A 17,825-nucleotide genomic window follows, 5' to 3' on the forward strand; every position below is an offset into this window, starting at 1 on the left:
GGCGGTCACATCCCGCCGCCGAGGGTGACGCCGCCGTCGACGACCAGGGTCTGGCCGGTGATCCAGGCGGCGTCGGAGGAGAGCAGGAAGGCGACCGCGCCCGCGACGTCCTCCGGGACGCCGAGGCGGCCCAGCGGGTACGCGGCGGCGACCTGCTCCTCGCGGCCCTCGTAGAGCGCCGCGGCGAACTTCGTCTTGACCACGGCCGGTGCCACCGCGTTCACCCGGATGCCCCGGGGGCCGAGTTCGGCGGCCAGCTCGGTGGTCAGCCGCATCAGGGCGGCCTTGGAGACGCCGTACATGCCGATGCCCAGGGAGGCGCGGATACCGGTGATCGAGGCGACGTTGACCACCGAGCCGCCGTGCTCGCCCATCCAGGCGGCGTGCGCGCGGCGGGTCCAGCCGAGCGGGGCGAGCACGTTGACGGCCAGGATCTTGGCGGCGGCCGCCTCGTCGGTGTCCAGGACCGGGCCGAAGACCGGGTTGATGCCGGTGTTGTTGACCAGGTGGTCCAGCCGGCCGAAGGCCTCCATCGTGCGGGCCACCGCTTCGTCCTGGTGGGCCGGGTCGTCCGCCTTCCCCGCGACGCCGATGGCGACCTCGGGGCCGCCCAGGTCGCGGACGGCCTCGGCGAGCGGCTCGGCGGTGCGGGCGGTCAGGCAGACCCGGGCCCCGCGGGCGACCAGCTCGCGCGCGATCCCGAGGCCGATGCCCCGGCTGGATCCGGTGACGACGGCCACCTGGCCCTTGAAGGAGTGCACCACGGAGGGTCCTTTCGCACGGTTCTGCGGAGTTGTCGGGTCCCGCGCCGTCCGGCCGGCCCGGCCGCCAAGGGTTGCCGGGCCGGCCGGACGGACCACCCGACCGGGCTCGTGACTAAGCGCTTGCTTAGCATGCTGTCGGTGCGGGACCCTGTCAACAGTCGGCCGGGCCTCCCGGCCGGCGCAGCCGGAATTCCGGTACGACTCATCTGCGAGGATGGCGCCATGACCAGCACGCCCATCGCCGAGCTCTGGCCGGCCCTGCCCGGCGCCGCCGACGCCCGCCCCGAGGCGGCGTTCCGGCTGCTCCAGGCCGCCGTCGAGTCCTTCGCGGAGCGCGGCTTCCACGCCACCACCACCCGGGACATCGCCACCGCCGCCGGGATGAGCCCGGCCGCGCTCTACATCCACTACCCGTCCAAGGCCGCCCTGCTGGCCGAGATCAGCCGGGCCGGCCACGCGGCCACCCTCACCCTGGTCCGCGACGCGGTGGCCGGCGAGGGCGAGCCGGTGGCCCGGATGCGGCGCCTGGTGGAGGAGTTCACGGCCTGGCACGCCCGGGCGCGGACGGTCGGCCGGGTGGTCAACTACGAGCTGCACGCGCTGCCCGAGGACGCCTACACGGTGGTCGCCGCGCTGCGGCTGGACATCGAGCGCGAGGTCAGCTCCCTCATCGCGGCGGGCGTCGCGGCCGGCGCCTTCGAGGTCGCCGAGGTCCGCACGGCGGCCCGCGCCGTCACCTCGCTGGGCATCGACGTGTCCCGCTGGTACACCGACCGCAGCAGCGAGAGCCCGGAGGAACTCGGCCGCCGCTACGGCGAGCTGGTGCTGCGGATGCTCGGCGCGCGGGTCGCCTGAGGGCGGGGCGCGGGTCGGACGCCCGGGGCCCGGGCAGGGTGCGGGGCTAAGGCTTCACGGCGGTGTGCACGAACCACGAGACGTACTCCCGCACCTGGTACATCTCCACCACCGACCGCAGGTTGAGCCACTTCTCGGCCGGGCCGAACAGCCGCAGCAGGGCGTACGGCAGCCGGAAGTAGGCGTAGAGCGCGTCGGAGGTCGGCCGGTAGCGGGCGGTGGCGTCCAGGGCCTCCTCGACCCGGAATCCCGCCCGGGCGAGCAGCACGCTCAGGCTGCGGGAGTCGTACCGCTTGGCCCCGGGGAAGACCATCGCGTCCATGAACGGGTCCAGCACCGCGTGCCCCTCGGGGCTGATCTCCTCCGGCGGCGCGCCCACCGGGCCGAGCAGCACCAGGCGCCCGCCCGGCCGCAGCACCCGGTGGAACTCCGCCAGCGCCCGCTCGGGGTCGTAGGCGTGCACCAGGGTCTCCATCGAGTAGACGCCGTCGAAGGAGCCGTCCGGGAACTCCAGGTCGTGGTAGTCGCCCCAGGAGAAGCTCGTCCGCTCCTCCAGCGCCGCCCGGGCGCTGAGCCGGCGGGCCTCGCGGACGTGGAAGTCCAGCACGTCGACGCCGGTGACCCGCAGGCCGAACCGGGAGGCCAGCTGCCGCGCCACCACCCCGGCACCGCAGCCGGCGTCCAGCACCCGTGACCCGGCGGGCAGCGACAGCTTCCGGCCGAGGACGCCCTCCAGCCGGCGCTGCGCCTGCCAGCACCGCCACTTCGACTGGCCCGGTTCGGTCCACCCCCAGTGCCGGGCGTTGCGACAGACGAGCGTGTAGAAGAGCCTGCTCCCCGGGCGCCCGTAGACCCGCCGGAGCCCGGTGAGATCGAGTTCGCCACTGACCATCTGAACCTGCCCGGTCTTGCGCTGCTGCGCGGCCCAGCTGCTCCGTGCCGCGGCTGTCCCGCCCAAGCTACCGACGCCCCACCGGGCCCGCCGTCCGGTGCGCCCGCCCGGGTGGCCCGGGTCCCGGGCCCCGGACGGCCCGGTCGGGCCGGGCGGGCCGATCCGGGCGGTCCGGAGTCTTGTGCCGGGGCCGGGACATGCCAGATGATCACGATGTTCGGTCATGATCCACTCAAGGGTCGTGGCCCCGACAGTTCTGATCGACGGGGGTTGGCGATGTCCACACATTCCACGCACGGCACGCGGTCCGGGGCCTCCGGGCCCGAGGGCGAGGGCGGCCCGGGGCGCCGTCCGGGCCGGCGCGCCCTGCTCGCCGGGCTGACCGGCGCGGGCGCCGTGGCCGGGAGCCTGGCGCTCGGCGGCCAGAGCGCCCTCGCCGCGCCCGCCGCGGTGGCGGCCGGTGCGGGCGGGTACGTGGTCGACGTGGTCGCCAAGGGCGCCGACCCGACCGGGGCCACGCCCAGCGACACCGCCTTCCGGGAGGCCGTGGCCGAGGTCCTCGCCGGTGCGCCGGAGACCGGCGTCACCCCGGGGAAGGTCCTGCTGATCCCGCCGGGCACCTACCTGCTCACCCAGCCCGACAGCCTGCTGCCGGCCACCCAGAACACCGACCGCACCAAGCAGAGCGTCATCGACGGCATCTCGATCACCGGGTTCGGCAAGCGCCTCTCCCGCATCGTGTACGCGCCGACGGTCCGCGACACCGTGTTCTGGCGGAACATGGACCGCTACCGGAACATCCGGATCAGCGGCCTGACCTTCGAGAGCCAGGACGCCACCGCGACGTTCAACTACTCGTACTCCTCCAAGACCTTCGGCGTGCAGGACACCTGGTACACCGACGTCGACTGGCGCGGCACCTGGAAGGCCGGCATCGTCCTCGACGGCCCCACCGCCAACTCCAACCTCAACAGCGAGATGGGCTGGGACCACTGCCAGATCAGCGGCAGCTACGCGGACGCCTTCCTGGTGATGGGCGGGACACCGACCGAGCAGCAGCAGGACCAGTTCCTCAACTTCTCCTTCCGTGACTGCAAGGTGGAGTTCCAGTCCGGCGTCTTCGTGCGCAACGAGCGCGGCGGCTCGATGAACTTCATCGGCGGGTCGTACATCCTGGTCGACGCCAAGTCGACCGGCACCTTCTTCAAGCTGGGCGCCAACTCGCCGCGCGCCGACTCGGTGATGCGCCTGTACGCCCAGGGCATCCGCTTCGAGATCCGCGGCCCGGGCCACAAGGTGATCGACTCCTCCTGGTACAAGGGCAGCATCACCTTCGTGTCCTGCGACGACACGGCCCGCTCGTTCGAGTCCTGGGTGGACGACACGGTCGTCCCCCACGTGTACCGCTTCGATGCCGTCAACCCCTCGCGCGGGCCGGTGATCCGCTACCAGGACTGCGCCCTGCTCGGGTCGCACCAGGTGACCTCCGGCACCGCGACCACCGCCGGCAAGCTGCTGTACGACGGCAGCCGGTTCGCCAACCGGTCGGAGGGCACCGGGGCCGCCGGCTTCCTGCGCTGGACTGGCCCCGCGCCCTGGTACGAGTTCCGCGACTGCCTGGTGAAGGGCGTCCGGCTGCCCGACGCCAAGGTGCCGTAGCCGAGCCGACGGCGTGCCCCGGACCGGTCGGTCCGGGGCACGCCCGGTCTGTCGGGTCGCCCGGTTCGTCGCGTCGCGCCCGGTCCGTCGGGTCGCGTCCGGCCGTCGGGGCAGGCCCGCGGAAAAGCGGCTGACAGCCCGACGGCACGAGCGCTACGCTCCCCGCGATGACTACTCCTTCCGCATTCGGATTGGGGGCCCCGTCCGCGCAAGGTGAGTGCTGATGCTCACTTCGACCGCGGACAGGCCTTCCCGCCTTTCCCTCTGGCTGCGCGTGCGCGAGTTCGCCGTGCCGCCGTCCATGATCGAGACCGCGACGGCCCGCCGGCAGGCCGGCGACTGGGCCGGAGCCTGCGCCGCCGCGAACATCGACGTCGACCTCGACCTGCGCACCGTCACGCGCACCCACGGCCGGGCCCTCGCCGCCGAACTCCGCGCCGACCTGCGCGGACTGGCCCCCGACCTGCTCCGCTGGCATCTGCCGAGGATCGCCCCGGACGGTCTGCTGCGCCCGGGCCTGACGGTCGCCCTGGCCCGCTACGACGCCCACCAGCCCGACAGCGGGCCCCCGGTGCGGCTCGTCGCCCGGACGCCGCCCGCCTGGGCGGACGCCGGCCAGCGGATCAGCCTCGCCCTCTGGGACGGCTCCCACCGCGCGGCCGGCGCCTCCCACTACCCCCACCCCCGCCCCGACCGGCGGTTCCGCCTCGACCTGCACCGCCACCTGTGGGACGCCCACCGCAGCGGCGAACTGCGCCACCGGTCCGGCGCCGACGGCCGCTCCCGGCCGGACCGGGAGCCCGGACCGCAGGGCGAGCCGCCGCCCCTGCCGGACGCACCGGGGCTCCGCTGCGCCGTCGACCGCTGGGCCGCCGAGGCCGACATCCTGCTCGCCGCCGAGGGGCGCGCCGCCGGGCCGGTGGACATCCGCCTGGGAGCGCGGCGGCGGCTGCTCCTGGAGCCCGTCACGGACGGGGACGGCCCGGGGCCGCCCGCCCGGCGGATCGTCGCCGCGCCCGTCGGCGGCGCCGGTCCGGTCCTGCCGGTGCTGCCCGACGCGGCGACCTGGGTGCTCCCCGACCTCGATCTGCTCCGCACCGGTGCGATCGGGGCCGACCGGCTGCACCCGCTGGTCGCCGCGGCGCTCGCGCCCGGCCACGCGCCGGCCGGACCGGCCCCGCTCCAGGACCGGCCCGGGCAGCCGCGCCCGGTGGACTGCCGCGGGGCCCGGCACCGGATCGGCCTGGTCGACGGCGTGCTGACGGCGCTGGACCACGACCCGGCGGAGATCCGCCGGGAGGAGCTGCTGGTCGCGCTGACCGGCACACCGCTGCCCTGCCTGCAGGCCATCGACGAGGCGCACCGGCGCCCCGCCGGCCTCCACGGTGTCCGCGAGCGGCTCGACCACGGCGACACCGCCGGTGCGCTGGCGGTCGTCGAGGGGCTGCTCGGCCCCGACGCCCTGCTGCGCGGCGGCGCGCTGCGGGACGAGCTGGAGTCGGCCGCGCGACGACGGATCAGCTACGGGCTGTTCCGGGCCGGCCTGGTCGAGCACAGCCCGAGCCCGGACCGCCGCCGCCCGCGCGACCGCCGCGCCGGGGCCCTCGGGGCGACCGCGCGCTGACCCGGGCCCCGCCCGCCGCCCTTCCCGCACGTACGCGTACTTCCCCCCAGACCCCGAGGTGATCGAACATGCCCATGTCCACGTCCACGTCCCTGTCCGACTCCCCGGCCGTCCCGTTCTCGGCGGCCGCCGCCCTCGCCGACCCGGACCGGGCCTCCCAGCTCGACGTCGCCGACGCACTGCTCACCCTGCTGCGCGAGACCGGTACCGAACCGCGCCCCGACGACCAACTGGAGGCGCTCACCCTGGCGGTGGCCGCCGACCGCCCCGTCCTGCTGTGGGGCGAGCCGGGCATCGGCAAGACCGCCGCCCTGACCCAGCTGGCCGAGACCCTGGACCTGCCGCTGACCACCGTGATCGCCAGCGTGCACGAGCCGTCCGACTTCTCCGGCCTGCCCGTCCTCGGCTCCGACCCGGCGCAGCAGGGCGTCCCGATGGCCCCGCCGGACTGGGCCGTGCGCCTGGTCCGGGCCGGCCGGGGGCTGCTCTTCCTCGACGAGCTGTCCACCGCGCCGCCGGCCGTCCAGGCCGCCCTGCTCCGGCTCGTCCTGGAGCGGCGGATCGGCTCGCTGCAACTGCCGCCCGAGGTCCGCATCGTGGCCGCCGCCAACCCGCGCGCCTCGGCGGCCGACGGCTGGGAGCTGAGCCCGCCGCTGGCCAACCGCTTCGTCCACCTCCAGTGGGTGCACGACCACGACGTGGTGGTCCGCGGCCTCGGCGGGACGTGGCCCCGGGCCACCCTGCCGCGGCTCGACCCGCGGCGGCTGGCGGAGTCGGTGGCCTTCGCCCGGCGCGCCGTCTGCGGCCTGCTCGCCGCCCGCCCCGCGCTCGTCCACCGGCTGCCCGCCAACGAGACCCGCCGGGGCGGCGCCTGGCCGTCGCCCCGAAGCTGGGAGACGGCGCTCTGCCTGGTCGCCTTCGCCACCGCGGCCGGCTCCTCCCGGGACGTCCTCTCCCTGCTGGTCAGGGGCACGGTGGGGGACGGACCCGGGCTGGAGCTGCTGGCGAGCCTGGACCGGATGGACCTCCCGGACCCGGAGGAGCTGCTGGCCGATCCGGCCGGCGCCGAACTGCCCGAGCGCGGGGACCTCCGCCAGGCCGTGCTCGACGGGGTGGTGGCCGCCGTCCGCAAGCGGCCGGAGAAGGACCGCTGGGACGCGGCGTGGACGCTGCTCGTCCGGGCGACCGAGACCGGAGCCCCGGACCTGGTGGTCGTCCCGGCGACCACGCTCGCCTCGCTGCGCCGGCCGGACTGGGACGTCCCGGCCGCGATCGAGCGGCTGGCCGGGGTGGTCTCGCTGTCGAACCGGGCCGACCGGTCGGTGGCCCGGGTCGCCGCCAAGGCGGGCCGATGAGCCAGGGGAGGCAGGGGAGTCAGGGGAGTCAGGGGAGCCCGATCAGCCGGATGAGTCCGGGGAGTTCGATGAGTGCGGGCCGGGTGGCGGTGCCGGACGGGCCCCGGGGGCTGGACCTCGACAAGCTGTTCGCCGCCCGGCTGCACGCGGCGAAGGTCCGGCCCTACCTGGCGACGGCCCTGTTCGCGCTGCACACCGTGGAGTCGCGGCGCGTGCCGACGATGGCGGTGGACCGGCACTGGCGGTGCTACGTCTCGCCGGTCTTCGTGGACCGCACGCCGGTGGAGGAACTGGCCGCGGTCTGGGTGCACGAGGTCTCGCACCTGCTGCGGGACCACCACGGGCGCAGCGACCGGGTCGCCGAGGAGCGCGGGCTGACCGGCCCGGGGGAGCGGCTGCGGATGAACATCGCGGCCGACTGCGAGATCAACGACGATGCCTTCGGCGACGGGCTGGTGGAGCCCGAGGGCGCCGTCCGCCCGACCTCCCTCGGGCTCCCCGACGGGGGTCTGATGGAGGACTACCTGCGCCGGTTCAGCCTCGGGCCGCTGACCGAGAGCCTGGTCTGGCTGGACTGCGGCAGCGGCGCCGACGGACTGGAGCGGGAGTGGGAGTTCGGGCCGGACGGCGCGCACGGGCTGAGCGCCCAGGAGCGGGACGCGGTGCGGTTCCGGGTGGCGCAGGGCATCACCGCCCGGCCGGGCAGCGCGCCGCAGGCGTGGCAGCGGTGGGCCGAGGAGGCCTTCCACCCGCCGCAGCGGTGGCGGGAGTTGCTGGGCGCGGCGGTCCGCACGGCGGCGGCCGGCTCGGGCGCGGGCGAGGACTACACCTACGGCCGGCCGTCGCGGCGCTCGGCCGGGCTGCCCGGCGTCGTGCTGCCGAGCCTGCGGCGCAGACCGCCCCGGGTCGCCGTGGTGATCGACACCTCCGGCTCGGTCAGCGACGCCGAACTGGGCAGCGCGCTGCTCGAAGTGGCCGCGATCGCCCGGGCCGTGGGCGGCCGCCGCGACCTGGTCACCGTGCTCCCGTGCGACGCGGCGGCCCGGGTCGCGCACCCGCTCTGCCGGGCCGAGGGGATCCCGCTGGTGGGCGGTGGCGGCACCGACCTGCGGACGGGTTTCGCCCGGGCGCTGCGGGGCCCGTCCCGGCCGGACGTCGTCGTGGTGCTGACGGACGGGCAGACGCCCTGGCCGGAGTCGCGGCCGCCGTGCCGGACGGTGGTCGGGCTGTTCCCCCGGGCGCGGACCGACTCGCACCTGGACGAGGAGGACCCGGACTACGAACCGGAGGCCCCGCCGGAGTGGGCCGCCGTGGTGCAGATCGGGTAGGCACGCGCGGTCCGGCGCCTCCGGGCGCTCCCGGGCCGGTCCGTCCGCCGCCTGTTCGCGCCCCCGTTCGCCGCTCTGCCGCTATTTGTCGCGCTCTGCCCGCCGTCCGGATCCGCCGGGTGAGTGAAGTCCTTCACTCCATCGGGTGGGGCGGGCGGGTGTCGGGCGGAGGCGGCGGTTAGCTGGACAACGGGGGTCGTTCGGAAGGGCGCGGATGGGGCGTACGGTTCGGCACGGTGACGTCGCGACCCGCTGCGCGCTCGCGGTCCTGCTGGCCGCCGTCCTCGCCCTGCTGACCGGGGCCGGGACCGTCGACTCCCTCCACCGCCTCGCCCTGGACCGCTGTGTGACGGCCCAGGAGACGCCCGCCGCGCCCGCCCTGCCGCTCGACCCGGACACCTGCCCCGAGCCCGGCGAACGCCGGCGCGACCACGGGAGCACCTCGGGCACCGCCTCCACCCACCGGGCGGGCCACCACACCCGGGCTCCGCTGCCGGGCCTGCTGCCCCCGGCGCCACGGACGGTGGCCGGCCTCGTGGCCGGCGCCCCGCCCGGTCGCGCCGCGGGCCGCCCCGGCACCGATCCCGCCCGCCCCGACGGGGCCGGGCGAGGCACCGTCCTGCGCTGCTGACCGGCCCCGGGGCCGTGCTCGGGGGTCCTGGGCCCCCGCGCGGTCCCGCCGTGTCCACCGTCGGGTTCACACCGCAGGAGATCCACCATGCCCTTCGACGTCTACACCGCCATGGGCGCGCTGGTGCGCGCCGAGGCCTGCCGCACCACCACGCCCGCCCTGCCCGCCCTGCCCGCCGCGCCCGCCCTGCCCGCCACGCCGACAGCGACCGCTCCGTCCGCCTCGTCCGCCGAGCAACTGCTCTCCGTTGCAGGGGAGTTCGGCGGCGGTCCGACCGCGTGCGACACCGACCGGGCGCGGCGCGGGCCGTCGGCCCGCTCGTCGACCCGGCCGTCCGCCCTCTCCTCGGCCCTGCGCCGGCTGGCCGCCCGGCTGGGCTGAGCCGCCGGACGACCCGGGCGGCGGCCGTCCGTCGGTACGGCCGCCGCCCGTGGAGCCCGGCCGCGGGGCCGTGGGCGGGGGTGCCCGTCGCGTTGTCGGTGGCAATGGCTAGCTTGTGCGGTGTCGGCGGGTACGGCCCGTGCGACGACGCTTCCGACGTCGCCCGAAAGGGGCCCTTGCCATGCCAGTCGCCGCCGACGAGCAGGTCACCTACCTGGAGCTGTCCGAGGACGCGGGCAGCGCGCACAAGTTCTACGAGGTCCGGGTCGCCGGCGTGGTCGTGACGGTCAGGTACGGGCGGATCGGTGAGAGCGGCCAGGAGAAGACCACCTCCTACCCGACGGTGGAGAAGGCGGCCGCCGCCGCGGCGAAGAAGCTGGGGGAGAAGGTCCGCAAGGGCTACGCCCCGGCGGTGCGCGGGGTGCGGCAGCGACGGGCGGTCACCCGCCGGGCGATCGTCAGCAGCGGGTCGACGGCCCGTCAGGCGCCGGTCCTGTGGCGCTTCAGCTCGGGCGCCGCCGCGTTCGGGATCTTCGTCGGGGAGGAGCACGCCTGGGTCGGGAACGAGCGCGGCGACGTCTACACCCTCACCCACGACGGGCGGGTCACCGGCCGGTACGGGCTGCCGGACGGGGTCAAGTGCATCGTGGCCGACGACTGGTGGATCTACGCCGGGTGCGACGACGGCAAGGTGTACGACCTGGGCGGCAAGGTGCCGCGGGTGGCGTACGAGATCGCCGAGGACGTGGACATCTACTGGCTGGACATCCACGACGGGGTGCTCGGCGTGGCCGACGCGCGCGGCGGCATCACCACCGTCGACCACGAGGACGAGTTCCAGTGGCGCCGCAAGGCCACCGGCACCGACGGCTGGATGGTGCGCTGCGACGACGACGGCGTCTTCCACGGTCACTCGCGCGGCGTCGCCCGCTACGCGGCCCGCAGCGGCGACCCGGTCTGGCACACGCCGACCGAGGGCGAGGTGCTGTTCGGCTGGCAGGAGCGCGACGAGGTGTTCGCCGGCACCTCGCGCGGCTGGGTGCACCGGCTGCGCAAGACGGACGGCTCCGAGGCCGCCCGCTACCGCTGCGACGCCGCGGTGTTCTCCTGCGCGTCCTCGCCCGACGGCCGGTACGTCTTCGCCGGAGACAACCACTCCTCGGTCTACTGCTTCGCCGCGGACGGCACCCGCCTGTGGAAGCTCGGCACGGGCTGCGGTTCGGCCTACAGCATGCAGTACCGCGACGGCCGGCTCTACATCGTGACCACCGACGGCTCGCTGGCCTGCCTGGACGCGAGCGAGCAGGCGGTCCGGGCGGCCGAGGGCGGCCAGGTGCCGCAGGCCGCCGAGGTGGACGGAAGCGGGTGGCAGGCGGCGGTGGCGGGCGCCGAACTGGAGGTGGTGGTGGCCGGCTCGGCCGGTGCGGCCGGGGGCATCGAGGTGGAGTGCGTCCAGGAGGGCACCCGGGTGCGGGTGCGGGTGGTGTCGGCCGGGTTCGACCGGAACCGCCGGGTGCAGTTCCCCAAGGACATCCGGGTGCCGGGGGCCCGCTACGTGGTGGCGGAGGTGCTGGAGTCGGGCAACGGCGGGTTCTACCGGGCGCGCGGCGACATCAAGCGCCTGCTGTGACCGGTGGGCGGGGGTTCGCCCCCGCCGAGCCGTCGTGGACCGTCGCGTGGCCGGTGGCCGCGAGACGGTCGTCAGCCGATCCCGGTGACGGTCGACGCCAACGACAGGAGCAACGCCCCCAGCGCCCCCGCGGCGCCGTAGCGCCGCAGCCCGCGCCGGTCCTCGTGGCGGCGGACGTACCGGGTGGTGGCGGCGGCGAAGGCCAGGCCTCCGCCGACGAACCACGGCCCCCACAGGTAGAGGTACCAGCGGGTCAGCCCGACCAGGTCGGGTGCGGGGGTGAGCGCCCCGGCCTCCACCAGGACGCCGTGGGCCACGAACAGAGCGCCGTGCCAGAGGAGCAGCACCGCCGCTCCGCCGCCGCAGAGCACCAGGGGGCGGCTGGTCCGCCCGCCGCGCCGGCGGGTCAGGCCGACGCCCAGCAGCGCCCCGAAGAGCTTCAGGAATCCGGTCACCCACAGGACGGCCACGAACCAGGTGACCCGGTCGTCGGCCAGCTTCAGCAGCGACGGGGACACCGTCGACCGGGCACCGAGGGTGCTGCCCGCAGCCCAGACGAAGCTGGGTACCGCGAACAGCAGCCCCCATGCCGCGGCGACCGCCCCGGCCCACCCGTCCGGGATGGGCCGCCGGCCGGTGGCCGGCCTCCCGCCCGGGGCCGGCCTCCCGCCCGGGGTCGGCCTCCCGCCCGGGGTCGGTAGGGGCGTCCGACGCAGGTCCGGCCGGGTCGGGCCGGGCCCGCAGTGCTTGATCGTCATGGCTCCACCGTGGCGCGGCCGGGGCGAGGAGGCGTCCTCCCCGGAGACGATCGGCATCCCCCGCGCGAGCTACTTCCGGGTGAGCGCTCTCCCGGCTGAGCCGTCTCCCGGCGGTGCTGTGCGGGGTCCGTGCGGGGTCCGTGCGGGGCGTGCCCGGGCCTGTTCGGGCCTGTCCGGGCCGCCGGCCGACCGCTACCGTTCCACCGTGGCGAGCAGCAGGTTCGGGTCGGTCCGGGTGAAGTACGCCGCGCTCGGGACGTAGACGGTGTCCCCGTGGACGGCCACCGAGGTGGGGTTGGAGAGGCCGTCCGCACCGGTGAGGACGGTGTGATGAGTCCCGTCCGCCGCGATGTAGGCGGCCTCGCTGCCGCTGTTGAGGGCCGCGATCACGTCGTCGCCGTGCCCCGCGAAGTCGAAGTCGTCCAGCCCGGGGAGACCAGTCGCGCGGACCTCGGCCGGGCCCGCGGTCCCGTTCCGGCCGAGCGGGATGCGCAGAAGGGTGCCGGTGTCGGTGTTGCCGACCCAGACGGCGTGGTGGTGGAGCTTGAGGCCGTTGGCGCCGAAGGCCGCGGTGGGCCTGAGCCGCGCGTCGTCGGACCAGACCGTCGGGTCGCCGCCTGCCACGGGGACGGTGCGGATCACGCCGAGCGCCGAGTCGGCCGAGTAGAGGAGGCCCGCGCGCTCGTCGAGGGCGAGGCCGTTGGGGAGGCTGTCCGCCGGGAAGGCGGAGATCCGCTCGGGTGCGCCGCCGGGGCAGAGCCGCCAGATCCCGGTCAGATCGGCGGTGCCGGTCGCGTACCCGAAGTAGAGGGTGCCGTCGTGGGCGCGGGCGATACCGCTGACGACGGCGGCGCCGAGCACCGGGGTGTTCGGGTCCGCGGGGGCGGGCAGGGTGGCGAGGAGGGTGAGGTTCCCGTCGGGGTCGACGCGGCCGATCGCGCGGGCGAAGGAGAAGGTGAGGTCGGCGGAGCCGTCCGGTTCGAGGGCGATGTTCTCCGGCTGGAGGCCCTGGGCCAGGTCGAAGTGGGCGATGATCCGGGGCGCGGTGAGCGGCGGCGCCACGGCGACGGCCGGGGTGGCGGCCAGCAGGGCGAGGGCGGCGGAGGCGGCCGTGGCCGTGCCGAGCAGTCCGGCGAGGCGGCGGGGCATGGGGTTCTCCTCGAACGTTCGGGAGTGCGGCGGGGACGGACCTCGCGGTCCTGCCGCCAGCAGAGCACGCCCGGTGGCCCGCCCCCGGTGCTGCGCCGCCGTGCCCCCGGGAGATCCCCCGCTCGGACCGCCCCTGTTCGGGGGAGCGCCGCCGCCCGCCCTGGGCCCCGGGCCCGCCGGCCGGGTCAGCCGGAGGTCTCGGCGCGGTAGAGGCGGTCGATCTCGGCGTGCGAGAGGGAGAGCAGGACGGTGTGGCGGTCCTCGTCGACGGCGGTGACCGCGCTCATCGGGACCATCACCTCCCGGCCGAACACCCAGAAGCCGGTGTCGACGACCAGGTGCCGCTCGTCGACGTAGTCCGAGTGCCGGTCCACCCGGCCGATCTTCCCGTCGGGCCCCTCGACCCGGTAGCCCGTCAGGTCCACGGTGTGCCCGTCCGCCCCGAGGATCTCCGCCATTCCTGCCTCCCCTTGTACAGCCGGGCGGCCGCCCCCTGGTGTCGGGGGCGGCCGCCCGGGCTCGTCCGTGCCGGCCGGGCTTCGCGGCCGGGTCAACCCGCGGGTACGGGTGGGCGGGTCAGATCGCCGGTCCGCCGTAGAAGGGACCGTAGTACCCGGCGTACTTCTCCTGGTAGTCGGTGTCGTCGTGGTCGTGTCGGTCCCGGTCGAACTCCGGCCCGTTCTTGATCTCGTCCTTCGTCCGGTCGACGTACGCCTTGCGCTCCTCGAAGTCGACCTGGACCACGGTGCCGGCGGGCAGCAGGACGTGCTTGCCGAAGATCCACGGCCCGGTGTCGACCACCAGGTACCGGGCGTCGGCCTGCTCGGACAGCTTGTCGATCTTGCCGATGTGGCCGTCCACGGCCTCCACCCGGAAGTCGACGAGGTCGGACCCGGTGACGTAGCCGGAGGTGGAGCGGAACTCCCAGATGTTGACGTCGTTGCTCACGACTCTCTCCCTTCCGCACGGTGTGCTGCGCCGGGAATGCCCCGGCGGCGCTCGCCACCCCGACTGCCCCGCCTCGCCGGGTTCATGCGGGGTGGCGAGAAATCAGAGGAACCGCCCGGGAGGGGTGGTGGGCAGGGTGGAGTCGCCGCCCTGGCCCACAGAGAGATCGGTGTGAGAACTTCATTCGAACCCGCAGTGGCGCTCACCCGGAACTGGTCGCCGGTCTCGACTTCACCGCTTACAAGATCGTGTTCGCCGAGGTCGCGGAACCGCGCCTCGCCTGTCAGTAGCCGAGTGACGAACGCCCCTGAGCATCATGCTCGAAGTAGCTGGAGACCGAGCAGATCGATGGTTCCCTGTCCTTCGACACCGACGACTACATCGTGGAAGCGAAGTGGTGGAAGGAGCCGATGGAGCGGGAGCACGTGGACATCTTCGACGCCAAGGTGAGGCGTAAGGGCAAGAACGCCCTCGGGTTGTACATCGCTGTTAACGGATTCACGGCCGGCGCCGTGCGCGAGCATGATCGCCGGACCTCGTTCGTCACGATGGACGGGGGCGACCTCTACGCGGTGTTGGAGGGGCGTATCCCGCTCGATGAACTGCTCAAGCGCAAGAAGCGCTACGCGAACGAGACGGGAAACTGCTACTTTCCGGTGTACCTCGCACTGGCTGACTAGGTGCAGCCTTATTGCCATAGGAAACGGACCGATGCGGTGCTGTAGATGAGCGGGAGCGCCTCGGCGTCACCAAATGCCAGCTCCCGCAGCTCGATCACCCGTCCACTCCTTGAACTGGACCGGCCAGTTCGGCAGCGGTCGGCCGGCCGTTGGGTTCGGCCAGCAGGACGTACCGCAGCCGGACCCGATCTCAAAGGCTGGCCCGGGCCCGGCCGCACGGCGCACTTGCTCGGGAGAACGCGGTGCTCGTCGGTCGGTGTGCCGGCGTCGGCCACCATCAGTTGCCGGCGTGGCCGCACAGGGTGGCGCATCGTGGTGCGGGGGCGCTCTCGGGGCGGCCGAGTGCCGCCCGTCCGGAGGGGACCGGCGGCAGGTGCGTGACCGTGCGCGAATCCTGCTCGCGCGCGCGGAAGCCGAAGCAGACGAGGGTGACGCTCTCCCCGGCGCTGAGGGGGGTACGGCCGTGCGGTGTGAGCGCGCCGTCGAACACGATGCAGTCACCTGCGGCGAGGTCGCATTCGAGGTAGCTGTCGGCGGTTAGGAACACGGTGGTGCTGGCCCGGGGCAGCTCAGCGGGCCGCTCGTGCTTGAGGCACAGAATCAGGTTGGCCTCGCCGAAGCCGAACTCGTCCAGATGGAAGTCGAGTCGCTGTCCCTCCTCGTAGGCGATGTACACGGCGGTGTGAGGGGGTTCGACTGCCAGACCGCTGGAGCGCGACACGACGTCGGCGAGATCCACCTGCCCGACGAAAAGGCTCACGGCGTCGAGGGTGGCGGCGTTCCACTTCCCGTTGTGGAGGTAGCCGTCGGCGGCGACGGCCTTCTCGGCCTCTTCCGCCATCGCGGTGAGCAGCGCGGAGGGGAACGACTGGTCGCGCAGATGGCAGGGGTGTACACGCTGGTGCGCGGTGAGTCCGGCCACGGCGTACCGGACTGTCGGGAAATCCTGTGCCCACCGGGACGGCGTCCGGGTCGTGATGCGGGACTGCAGCCAGGCGGTCCACTGGCGGCTCCATTGGCCGGGGACGGCGTGGCCGGTCGCCGATGCGTCGGCTTGGCTGATCAGCAGTTCCACTCTTTCGAGTGCAGCCTGTGTGGACTTGACGAGCTCGGCGTCTCCCTTGGCGATCCGGAGCCGCAGCGCTTCTTGAAGGTGGGCCCGCGCGCCTGCGGGGTCGCCGCACTCCATCAGGTGCTTGCCGGTGTGCTGGAGCGCGAAATCCATCAGTTCCGGGTGATGGTAGCGGGCGGTGATCAGGGCGCTGCGGTACAGCGCGTCCGCGCCTCGGACGTCTCCGGCATAGCGGTGCGCATCGCCGAGATTGAGCCCGGTGGCGACGACGGCCCTGCTGTTGCCGATTGTCACGGCGAGTTCGAGCGACTGCCGGAGGGATGTCCGGGCCTCGTCGTGGTGGCCCAGGCACAGCTGAGCGATGCCGATCCACCGGGTCAGGACCCGGGCACGGGCGGTGTCGCTCCCTTCGGGCAGGGCCCGCAGTTCCTCCTGGAGGTGGCCGACTGCCGCAGCCAGCTCGTTCCGGTCGGTGGGTACCATCCGCAGGTTGTCGTCGTGGGTGATGAGGTGATCCAGCACGTGACCTCCGTCCGTCGCTCAGCTGCGTTCAGCGTGGCTCTACAGGTGGTGGGTGCGGTGGCGAAGGACAGCCAGTAGTTCGATTCCGTGTGGGGTGAAGTGCTCGGTGAGGAGTTCGAGTTCGCGCATGAGGTAGCGCACGGCTGTCAGCCCCTCGTTGTACGCGCTCTGGAAGGTCGCGCGCTCGGCGGGCATGAGGTCGTCGCGGCGCAGTTCGGCCTGGCGGAACCGGAGCAGCTGGTTGTAGACGCAGGTCGCATGGAAGGCCCGGTCGACCTCCCAGTACCGGTTGCGGTCCTCGCCCTGACCGGCCCGCCATCTGATCTCGATCTTGGGGGAGGTCTGGGAGGAGTACCCCGTGGCGAAGACCTGGTGCTGGAGGATGTGGAAGCTGACCGACTGGTGGGTGCCCTCGTGCAGCAGGTTCTCGGCCAGGCAGAGGTGAGAGGACCGATCGCTGACGGTGTTCGGAGGAATGTGGTGGGACGCCTTGTCGGAGAACACGATGACGTACGGGAGCGCGGGGTCGCTGGAGCTGGTGAGCGAGGAGACGCGGACCCCGGGCTTACGAACCACCCACAGCAGGCCCCGGACGAACTCGCGTACGCGGTCGAAGTCCTCGGGGTGGGCCAGGGAGAGGTGGTCCAGGGCCCGGGTGAGCATCGTGCGGCGCTCGTCGGTGTGCTCGGCGATCTGGTAGTCCGCCAAGTTGATCTCGTTGGCGATCTCGTCGGGGAGTTCGGCGTCGTACCAGTCGAACGACGTCCCGGCCACGGTCACGTGTTCGCTGCGCAGGGAGAGGGCGTGCTCCGCGTAGGGGGTGCCCGACTTGACCAGACACTCCATCAGAACGAACGGGAGCGCCATCTCCGCACCCTGCTCACGGAGCCGGATCAGGTTCGGGTCCTTGCGGTCGAGGTCGAAGAAGGAGCCGATGGGAACACGGTCAGTGATGGCGGGCTTCACTGCGGACTCTCCTTGATCGGGTGTGTGCGGCTGGGATCGGCGGGCCGGGAGGGCAGAGCACCTCTCGCCGACCCGCCTGTGCCGTCAACCAACCTGAATCGGTTGGTGGCTGAGGTCAGACCTCGGTGGTGACCGGCGCGAAGTCGCTGTCCGGGACCGAGTGGTCCAGGCGGCGGGTCAGGGTGTTGACGACCGTCTGCGGGACGAAGTCGCCGTCGGGGACGCTCTGGTCCGGACGACGGGTGAGGTCGGTGACCTCCGGGTCACCAAGCTTGGTGGCGATGCTCATGTGCCTCTCCAATCGGGTTGGCCTCCGCTCGCCCGGGGGTGGGCGGACAGCTGTGCGGGGTGGTGCGGCCCCGGCCCGGCCGAAGACCCTTTCCGACGGGCCGGGAGCGTGTGGGCGCCCGAGGGCGCGAGACTCGGCTGGAAGCGGCCCGAGGCGATGAGTGCGGAGTCCGCTTGTCGGGCGCGGCATGGCGCCGGGGGTTACGGGCGCGGGCGACCCGAGGACTCCCCGGACTGATTGCCATGGCGGCGCTCCCTCCGTCTCAGGACGTCTGGTGACACTGAGAGACGGTAGGGAGAAGCGCGGTGTGCGGTCGACGAAC

At 74.0% G+C, this 17,825-nt stretch carries 18 protein-coding genes; 9 read left to right on the forward strand and 9 right to left on the reverse strand.

The window, feature by feature from the left end; all coding sequences use genetic code 11:
• Window positions 1-5: 5 nt before the first annotated feature.
• The gene (locus tag ACFWA9_RS05755; protein ID WP_329486046.1) at window positions 6-764 is read right to left on the reverse strand and encodes an SDR family oxidoreductase; all 759 of its coding nucleotides are present in this window, start codon (window positions 762-764) and stop codon (window positions 6-8) included.
• A gap of 222 nt (window positions 765-986) precedes the next feature.
• Here ACFWA9_RS05755 and ACFWA9_RS05760 point away from each other — a divergent pair, with 222 nt between their 5' ends.
• The gene (locus tag ACFWA9_RS05760) at window positions 987-1,619 is read left to right on the forward strand and encodes a TetR/AcrR family transcriptional regulator (protein WP_352293005.1); all 633 of its coding nucleotides are present in this window, start codon (window positions 987-989) and stop codon (window positions 1,617-1,619) included.
• Between the two features lie 46 nt (window positions 1,620-1,665).
• Here ACFWA9_RS05760 and ACFWA9_RS05765 read toward each other — a convergent pair whose 3' ends face one another.
• Window positions 1,666-2,511: a class I SAM-dependent methyltransferase gene (locus ACFWA9_RS05765; RefSeq protein WP_380383424.1), complete on the reverse strand. Its 846-nt coding sequence runs from the start codon at window positions 2,509-2,511 to the stop codon at window positions 1,666-1,668.
• A gap of 276 nt (window positions 2,512-2,787) precedes the next feature.
• Here ACFWA9_RS05765 and ACFWA9_RS05770 point away from each other — a divergent pair, with 276 nt between their 5' ends.
• The 7 genes from ACFWA9_RS05770 to ACFWA9_RS05800 all read left to right on the forward strand — a co-directional run bounded on the left by ACFWA9_RS05770 (window position 2,788) and on the right by ACFWA9_RS05800 (window position 11,119).
• The gene (locus ACFWA9_RS05770) at window positions 2,788-4,170 is read left to right on the forward strand and encodes a hypothetical protein (RefSeq protein WP_380383427.1); all 1,383 of its coding nucleotides are present in this window, start codon (window positions 2,788-2,790) and stop codon (window positions 4,168-4,170) included.
• Window positions 4,171-4,393: 223 nt separating this feature from the next.
• Window positions 4,394-5,794, forward strand: a complete 1,401-nt coding sequence (locus ACFWA9_RS05775) for a hypothetical protein (RefSeq protein WP_380383430.1) — start codon at window positions 4,394-4,396, stop codon at window positions 5,792-5,794.
• Between the two features lie 68 nt (window positions 5,795-5,862).
• Window positions 5,863-7,149: an AAA family ATPase gene (locus ACFWA9_RS05780; protein ID WP_380383432.1), complete on the forward strand. Its 1,287-nt coding sequence runs from the start codon at window positions 5,863-5,865 to the stop codon at window positions 7,147-7,149.
• A gap of 68 nt (window positions 7,150-7,217) precedes the next feature.
• Window positions 7,218-8,477, forward strand: a complete 1,260-nt coding sequence (locus ACFWA9_RS05785) for a VWA-like domain-containing protein (RefSeq protein ID WP_380383435.1) — start codon at window positions 7,218-7,220, stop codon at window positions 8,475-8,477.
• A 214-nt stretch (window positions 8,478-8,691) separates the two neighbouring features.
• Window positions 8,692-9,108 carry a hypothetical protein gene (locus tag ACFWA9_RS05790; RefSeq protein WP_380383438.1) on the forward strand — a complete coding sequence of 139 codons (417 nt, stop codon included), beginning with the start codon at window positions 8,692-8,694 and terminating at the stop codon, window positions 9,106-9,108.
• An 87-nt stretch (window positions 9,109-9,195) separates the two neighbouring features.
• Window positions 9,196-9,489, forward strand: coding sequence for a hypothetical protein (locus ACFWA9_RS05795; protein ID WP_380383441.1), 294 nt, complete (start codon window positions 9,196-9,198; stop codon window positions 9,487-9,489).
• A gap of 181 nt (window positions 9,490-9,670) precedes the next feature.
• The gene (locus ACFWA9_RS05800; RefSeq protein WP_380383444.1) at window positions 9,671-11,119 is read left to right on the forward strand and encodes a WGR domain-containing protein; all 1,449 of its coding nucleotides are present in this window, start codon (window positions 9,671-9,673) and stop codon (window positions 11,117-11,119) included.
• 71 nt (window positions 11,120-11,190) lie between these two features.
• Here the strand turns inward: ACFWA9_RS05800 and ACFWA9_RS05805 are convergent, their stop codons facing one another.
• The 4 genes from ACFWA9_RS05805 to ACFWA9_RS05820 all read right to left on the reverse strand — a co-directional run bounded on the left by ACFWA9_RS05805 (window position 11,191) and on the right by ACFWA9_RS05820 (window position 13,974).
• Complete coding sequence (locus tag ACFWA9_RS05805; protein ID WP_380383447.1) at window positions 11,191-11,934, reverse strand: DUF3995 domain-containing protein; 744 nt, start codon at window positions 11,932-11,934, stop codon at window positions 11,191-11,193.
• 135 nt (window positions 11,935-12,069) lie between these two features.
• Entirely contained in the window at window positions 12,070-13,026 is a 957-nt protein-coding gene (locus tag ACFWA9_RS05810; RefSeq protein ID WP_380383450.1) for a hypothetical protein, read from the reverse strand.
• Window positions 13,027-13,211: 185 nt separating this feature from the next.
• Complete coding sequence (locus ACFWA9_RS05815) at window positions 13,212-13,484, reverse strand: hypothetical protein (RefSeq protein WP_380383453.1); 273 nt, start codon at window positions 13,482-13,484, stop codon at window positions 13,212-13,214.
• A gap of 118 nt (window positions 13,485-13,602) precedes the next feature.
• Window positions 13,603-13,974 (reverse strand): PRC-barrel domain-containing protein, encoded by a 372-nt coding sequence (locus ACFWA9_RS05820; protein ID WP_329486032.1) that lies wholly within the window; start codon window positions 13,972-13,974, stop codon window positions 13,603-13,605.
• 344 nt (window positions 13,975-14,318) lie between these two features.
• On the opposite strand from ACFWA9_RS05820, the gene ACFWA9_RS05825 reads away from it, so the two are divergent.
• Window positions 14,319-14,654 (forward strand): restriction endonuclease, encoded by a 336-nt coding sequence (locus ACFWA9_RS05825; protein ID WP_380383500.1) that lies wholly within the window; start codon window positions 14,319-14,321, stop codon window positions 14,652-14,654.
• Window positions 14,655-14,931: 277 nt separating this feature from the next.
• On the opposite strand, the gene ACFWA9_RS05830 is transcribed toward ACFWA9_RS05825, so the two are convergent.
• The 3 genes from ACFWA9_RS05830 to ACFWA9_RS05840 all read right to left on the reverse strand — a co-directional run bounded on the left by ACFWA9_RS05830 (window position 14,932) and on the right by ACFWA9_RS05840 (window position 17,503).
• Window positions 14,932-16,248: a hypothetical protein gene (locus ACFWA9_RS05830; RefSeq protein ID WP_380383456.1), complete on the reverse strand. Its 1,317-nt coding sequence runs from the start codon at window positions 16,246-16,248 to the stop codon at window positions 14,932-14,934.
• 39 nt (window positions 16,249-16,287) lie between these two features.
• Window positions 16,288-17,214 (reverse strand): hypothetical protein, encoded by a 927-nt coding sequence (locus ACFWA9_RS05835; RefSeq protein ID WP_380383459.1) that lies wholly within the window; start codon window positions 17,212-17,214, stop codon window positions 16,288-16,290.
• A gap of 115 nt (window positions 17,215-17,329) precedes the next feature.
• The gene (locus ACFWA9_RS05840) at window positions 17,330-17,503 is read right to left on the reverse strand and encodes a hypothetical protein (protein ID WP_380383462.1); all 174 of its coding nucleotides are present in this window, start codon (window positions 17,501-17,503) and stop codon (window positions 17,330-17,332) included.
• Window positions 17,504-17,825: the final 322 nt, after the last annotated feature.

The organism is Kitasatospora sp. NPDC059973 (assembly GCF_042737525.1).
Lineage (GTDB): Bacteria > Actinomycetota > Actinomycetes > Streptomycetales > Streptomycetaceae > Kitasatospora.

Excerpts from the sequence above, each read along its gene's own strand:
- ACFWA9_RS05760 (WP_352293005.1), top strand. The coding sequence starts at position 987 with ATGACCAGCACGCCCATCGCCGAGCTCTGGCCGGCCCTGCCCGGCGCC.
- ACFWA9_RS05765 (WP_380383424.1), bottom strand. The coding sequence starts at position 2,511 with ATGGTCAGTGGCGAACTCGATCTCACCGGGCTCCGGCGGGTCTACGGG.
- ACFWA9_RS05770 (WP_380383427.1), top strand. The coding sequence starts at position 2,788 with ATGTCCACACATTCCACGCACGGCACGCGGTCCGGGGCCTCCGGGCCC.
- ACFWA9_RS05775 (WP_380383430.1), top strand. The coding sequence starts at position 4,394 with ATGCTCACTTCGACCGCGGACAGGCCTTCCCGCCTTTCCCTCTGGCTG.
- ACFWA9_RS05780 (WP_380383432.1), top strand. The coding sequence starts at position 5,863 with ATGCCCATGTCCACGTCCACGTCCCTGTCCGACTCCCCGGCCGTCCCG.
- ACFWA9_RS05785 (WP_380383435.1), top strand. The coding sequence starts at position 7,218 with ATGAGTGCGGGCCGGGTGGCGGTGCCGGACGGGCCCCGGGGGCTGGAC.
- ACFWA9_RS05790 (WP_380383438.1), top strand. The coding sequence starts at position 8,692 with ATGGGGCGTACGGTTCGGCACGGTGACGTCGCGACCCGCTGCGCGCTC.
- ACFWA9_RS05795 (WP_380383441.1), top strand. The coding sequence starts at position 9,196 with ATGCCCTTCGACGTCTACACCGCCATGGGCGCGCTGGTGCGCGCCGAG.
- ACFWA9_RS05800 (WP_380383444.1), top strand. The coding sequence starts at position 9,671 with ATGCCAGTCGCCGCCGACGAGCAGGTCACCTACCTGGAGCTGTCCGAG.
- ACFWA9_RS05805 (WP_380383447.1), bottom strand. The coding sequence starts at position 11,934 with ATGCCGATCGTCTCCGGGGAGGACGCCTCCTCGCCCCGGCCGCGCCAC.
- ACFWA9_RS05810 (WP_380383450.1), bottom strand. The coding sequence starts at position 13,026 with ATGCCCCGCCGCCTCGCCGGACTGCTCGGCACGGCCACGGCCGCCTCC.
- ACFWA9_RS05815 (WP_380383453.1), bottom strand. The coding sequence starts at position 13,484 with ATGGCGGAGATCCTCGGGGCGGACGGGCACACCGTGGACCTGACGGGC.
- ACFWA9_RS05840 (WP_380383462.1), bottom strand. The coding sequence starts at position 17,503 with ATGAGCATCGCCACCAAGCTTGGTGACCCGGAGGTCACCGACCTCACC.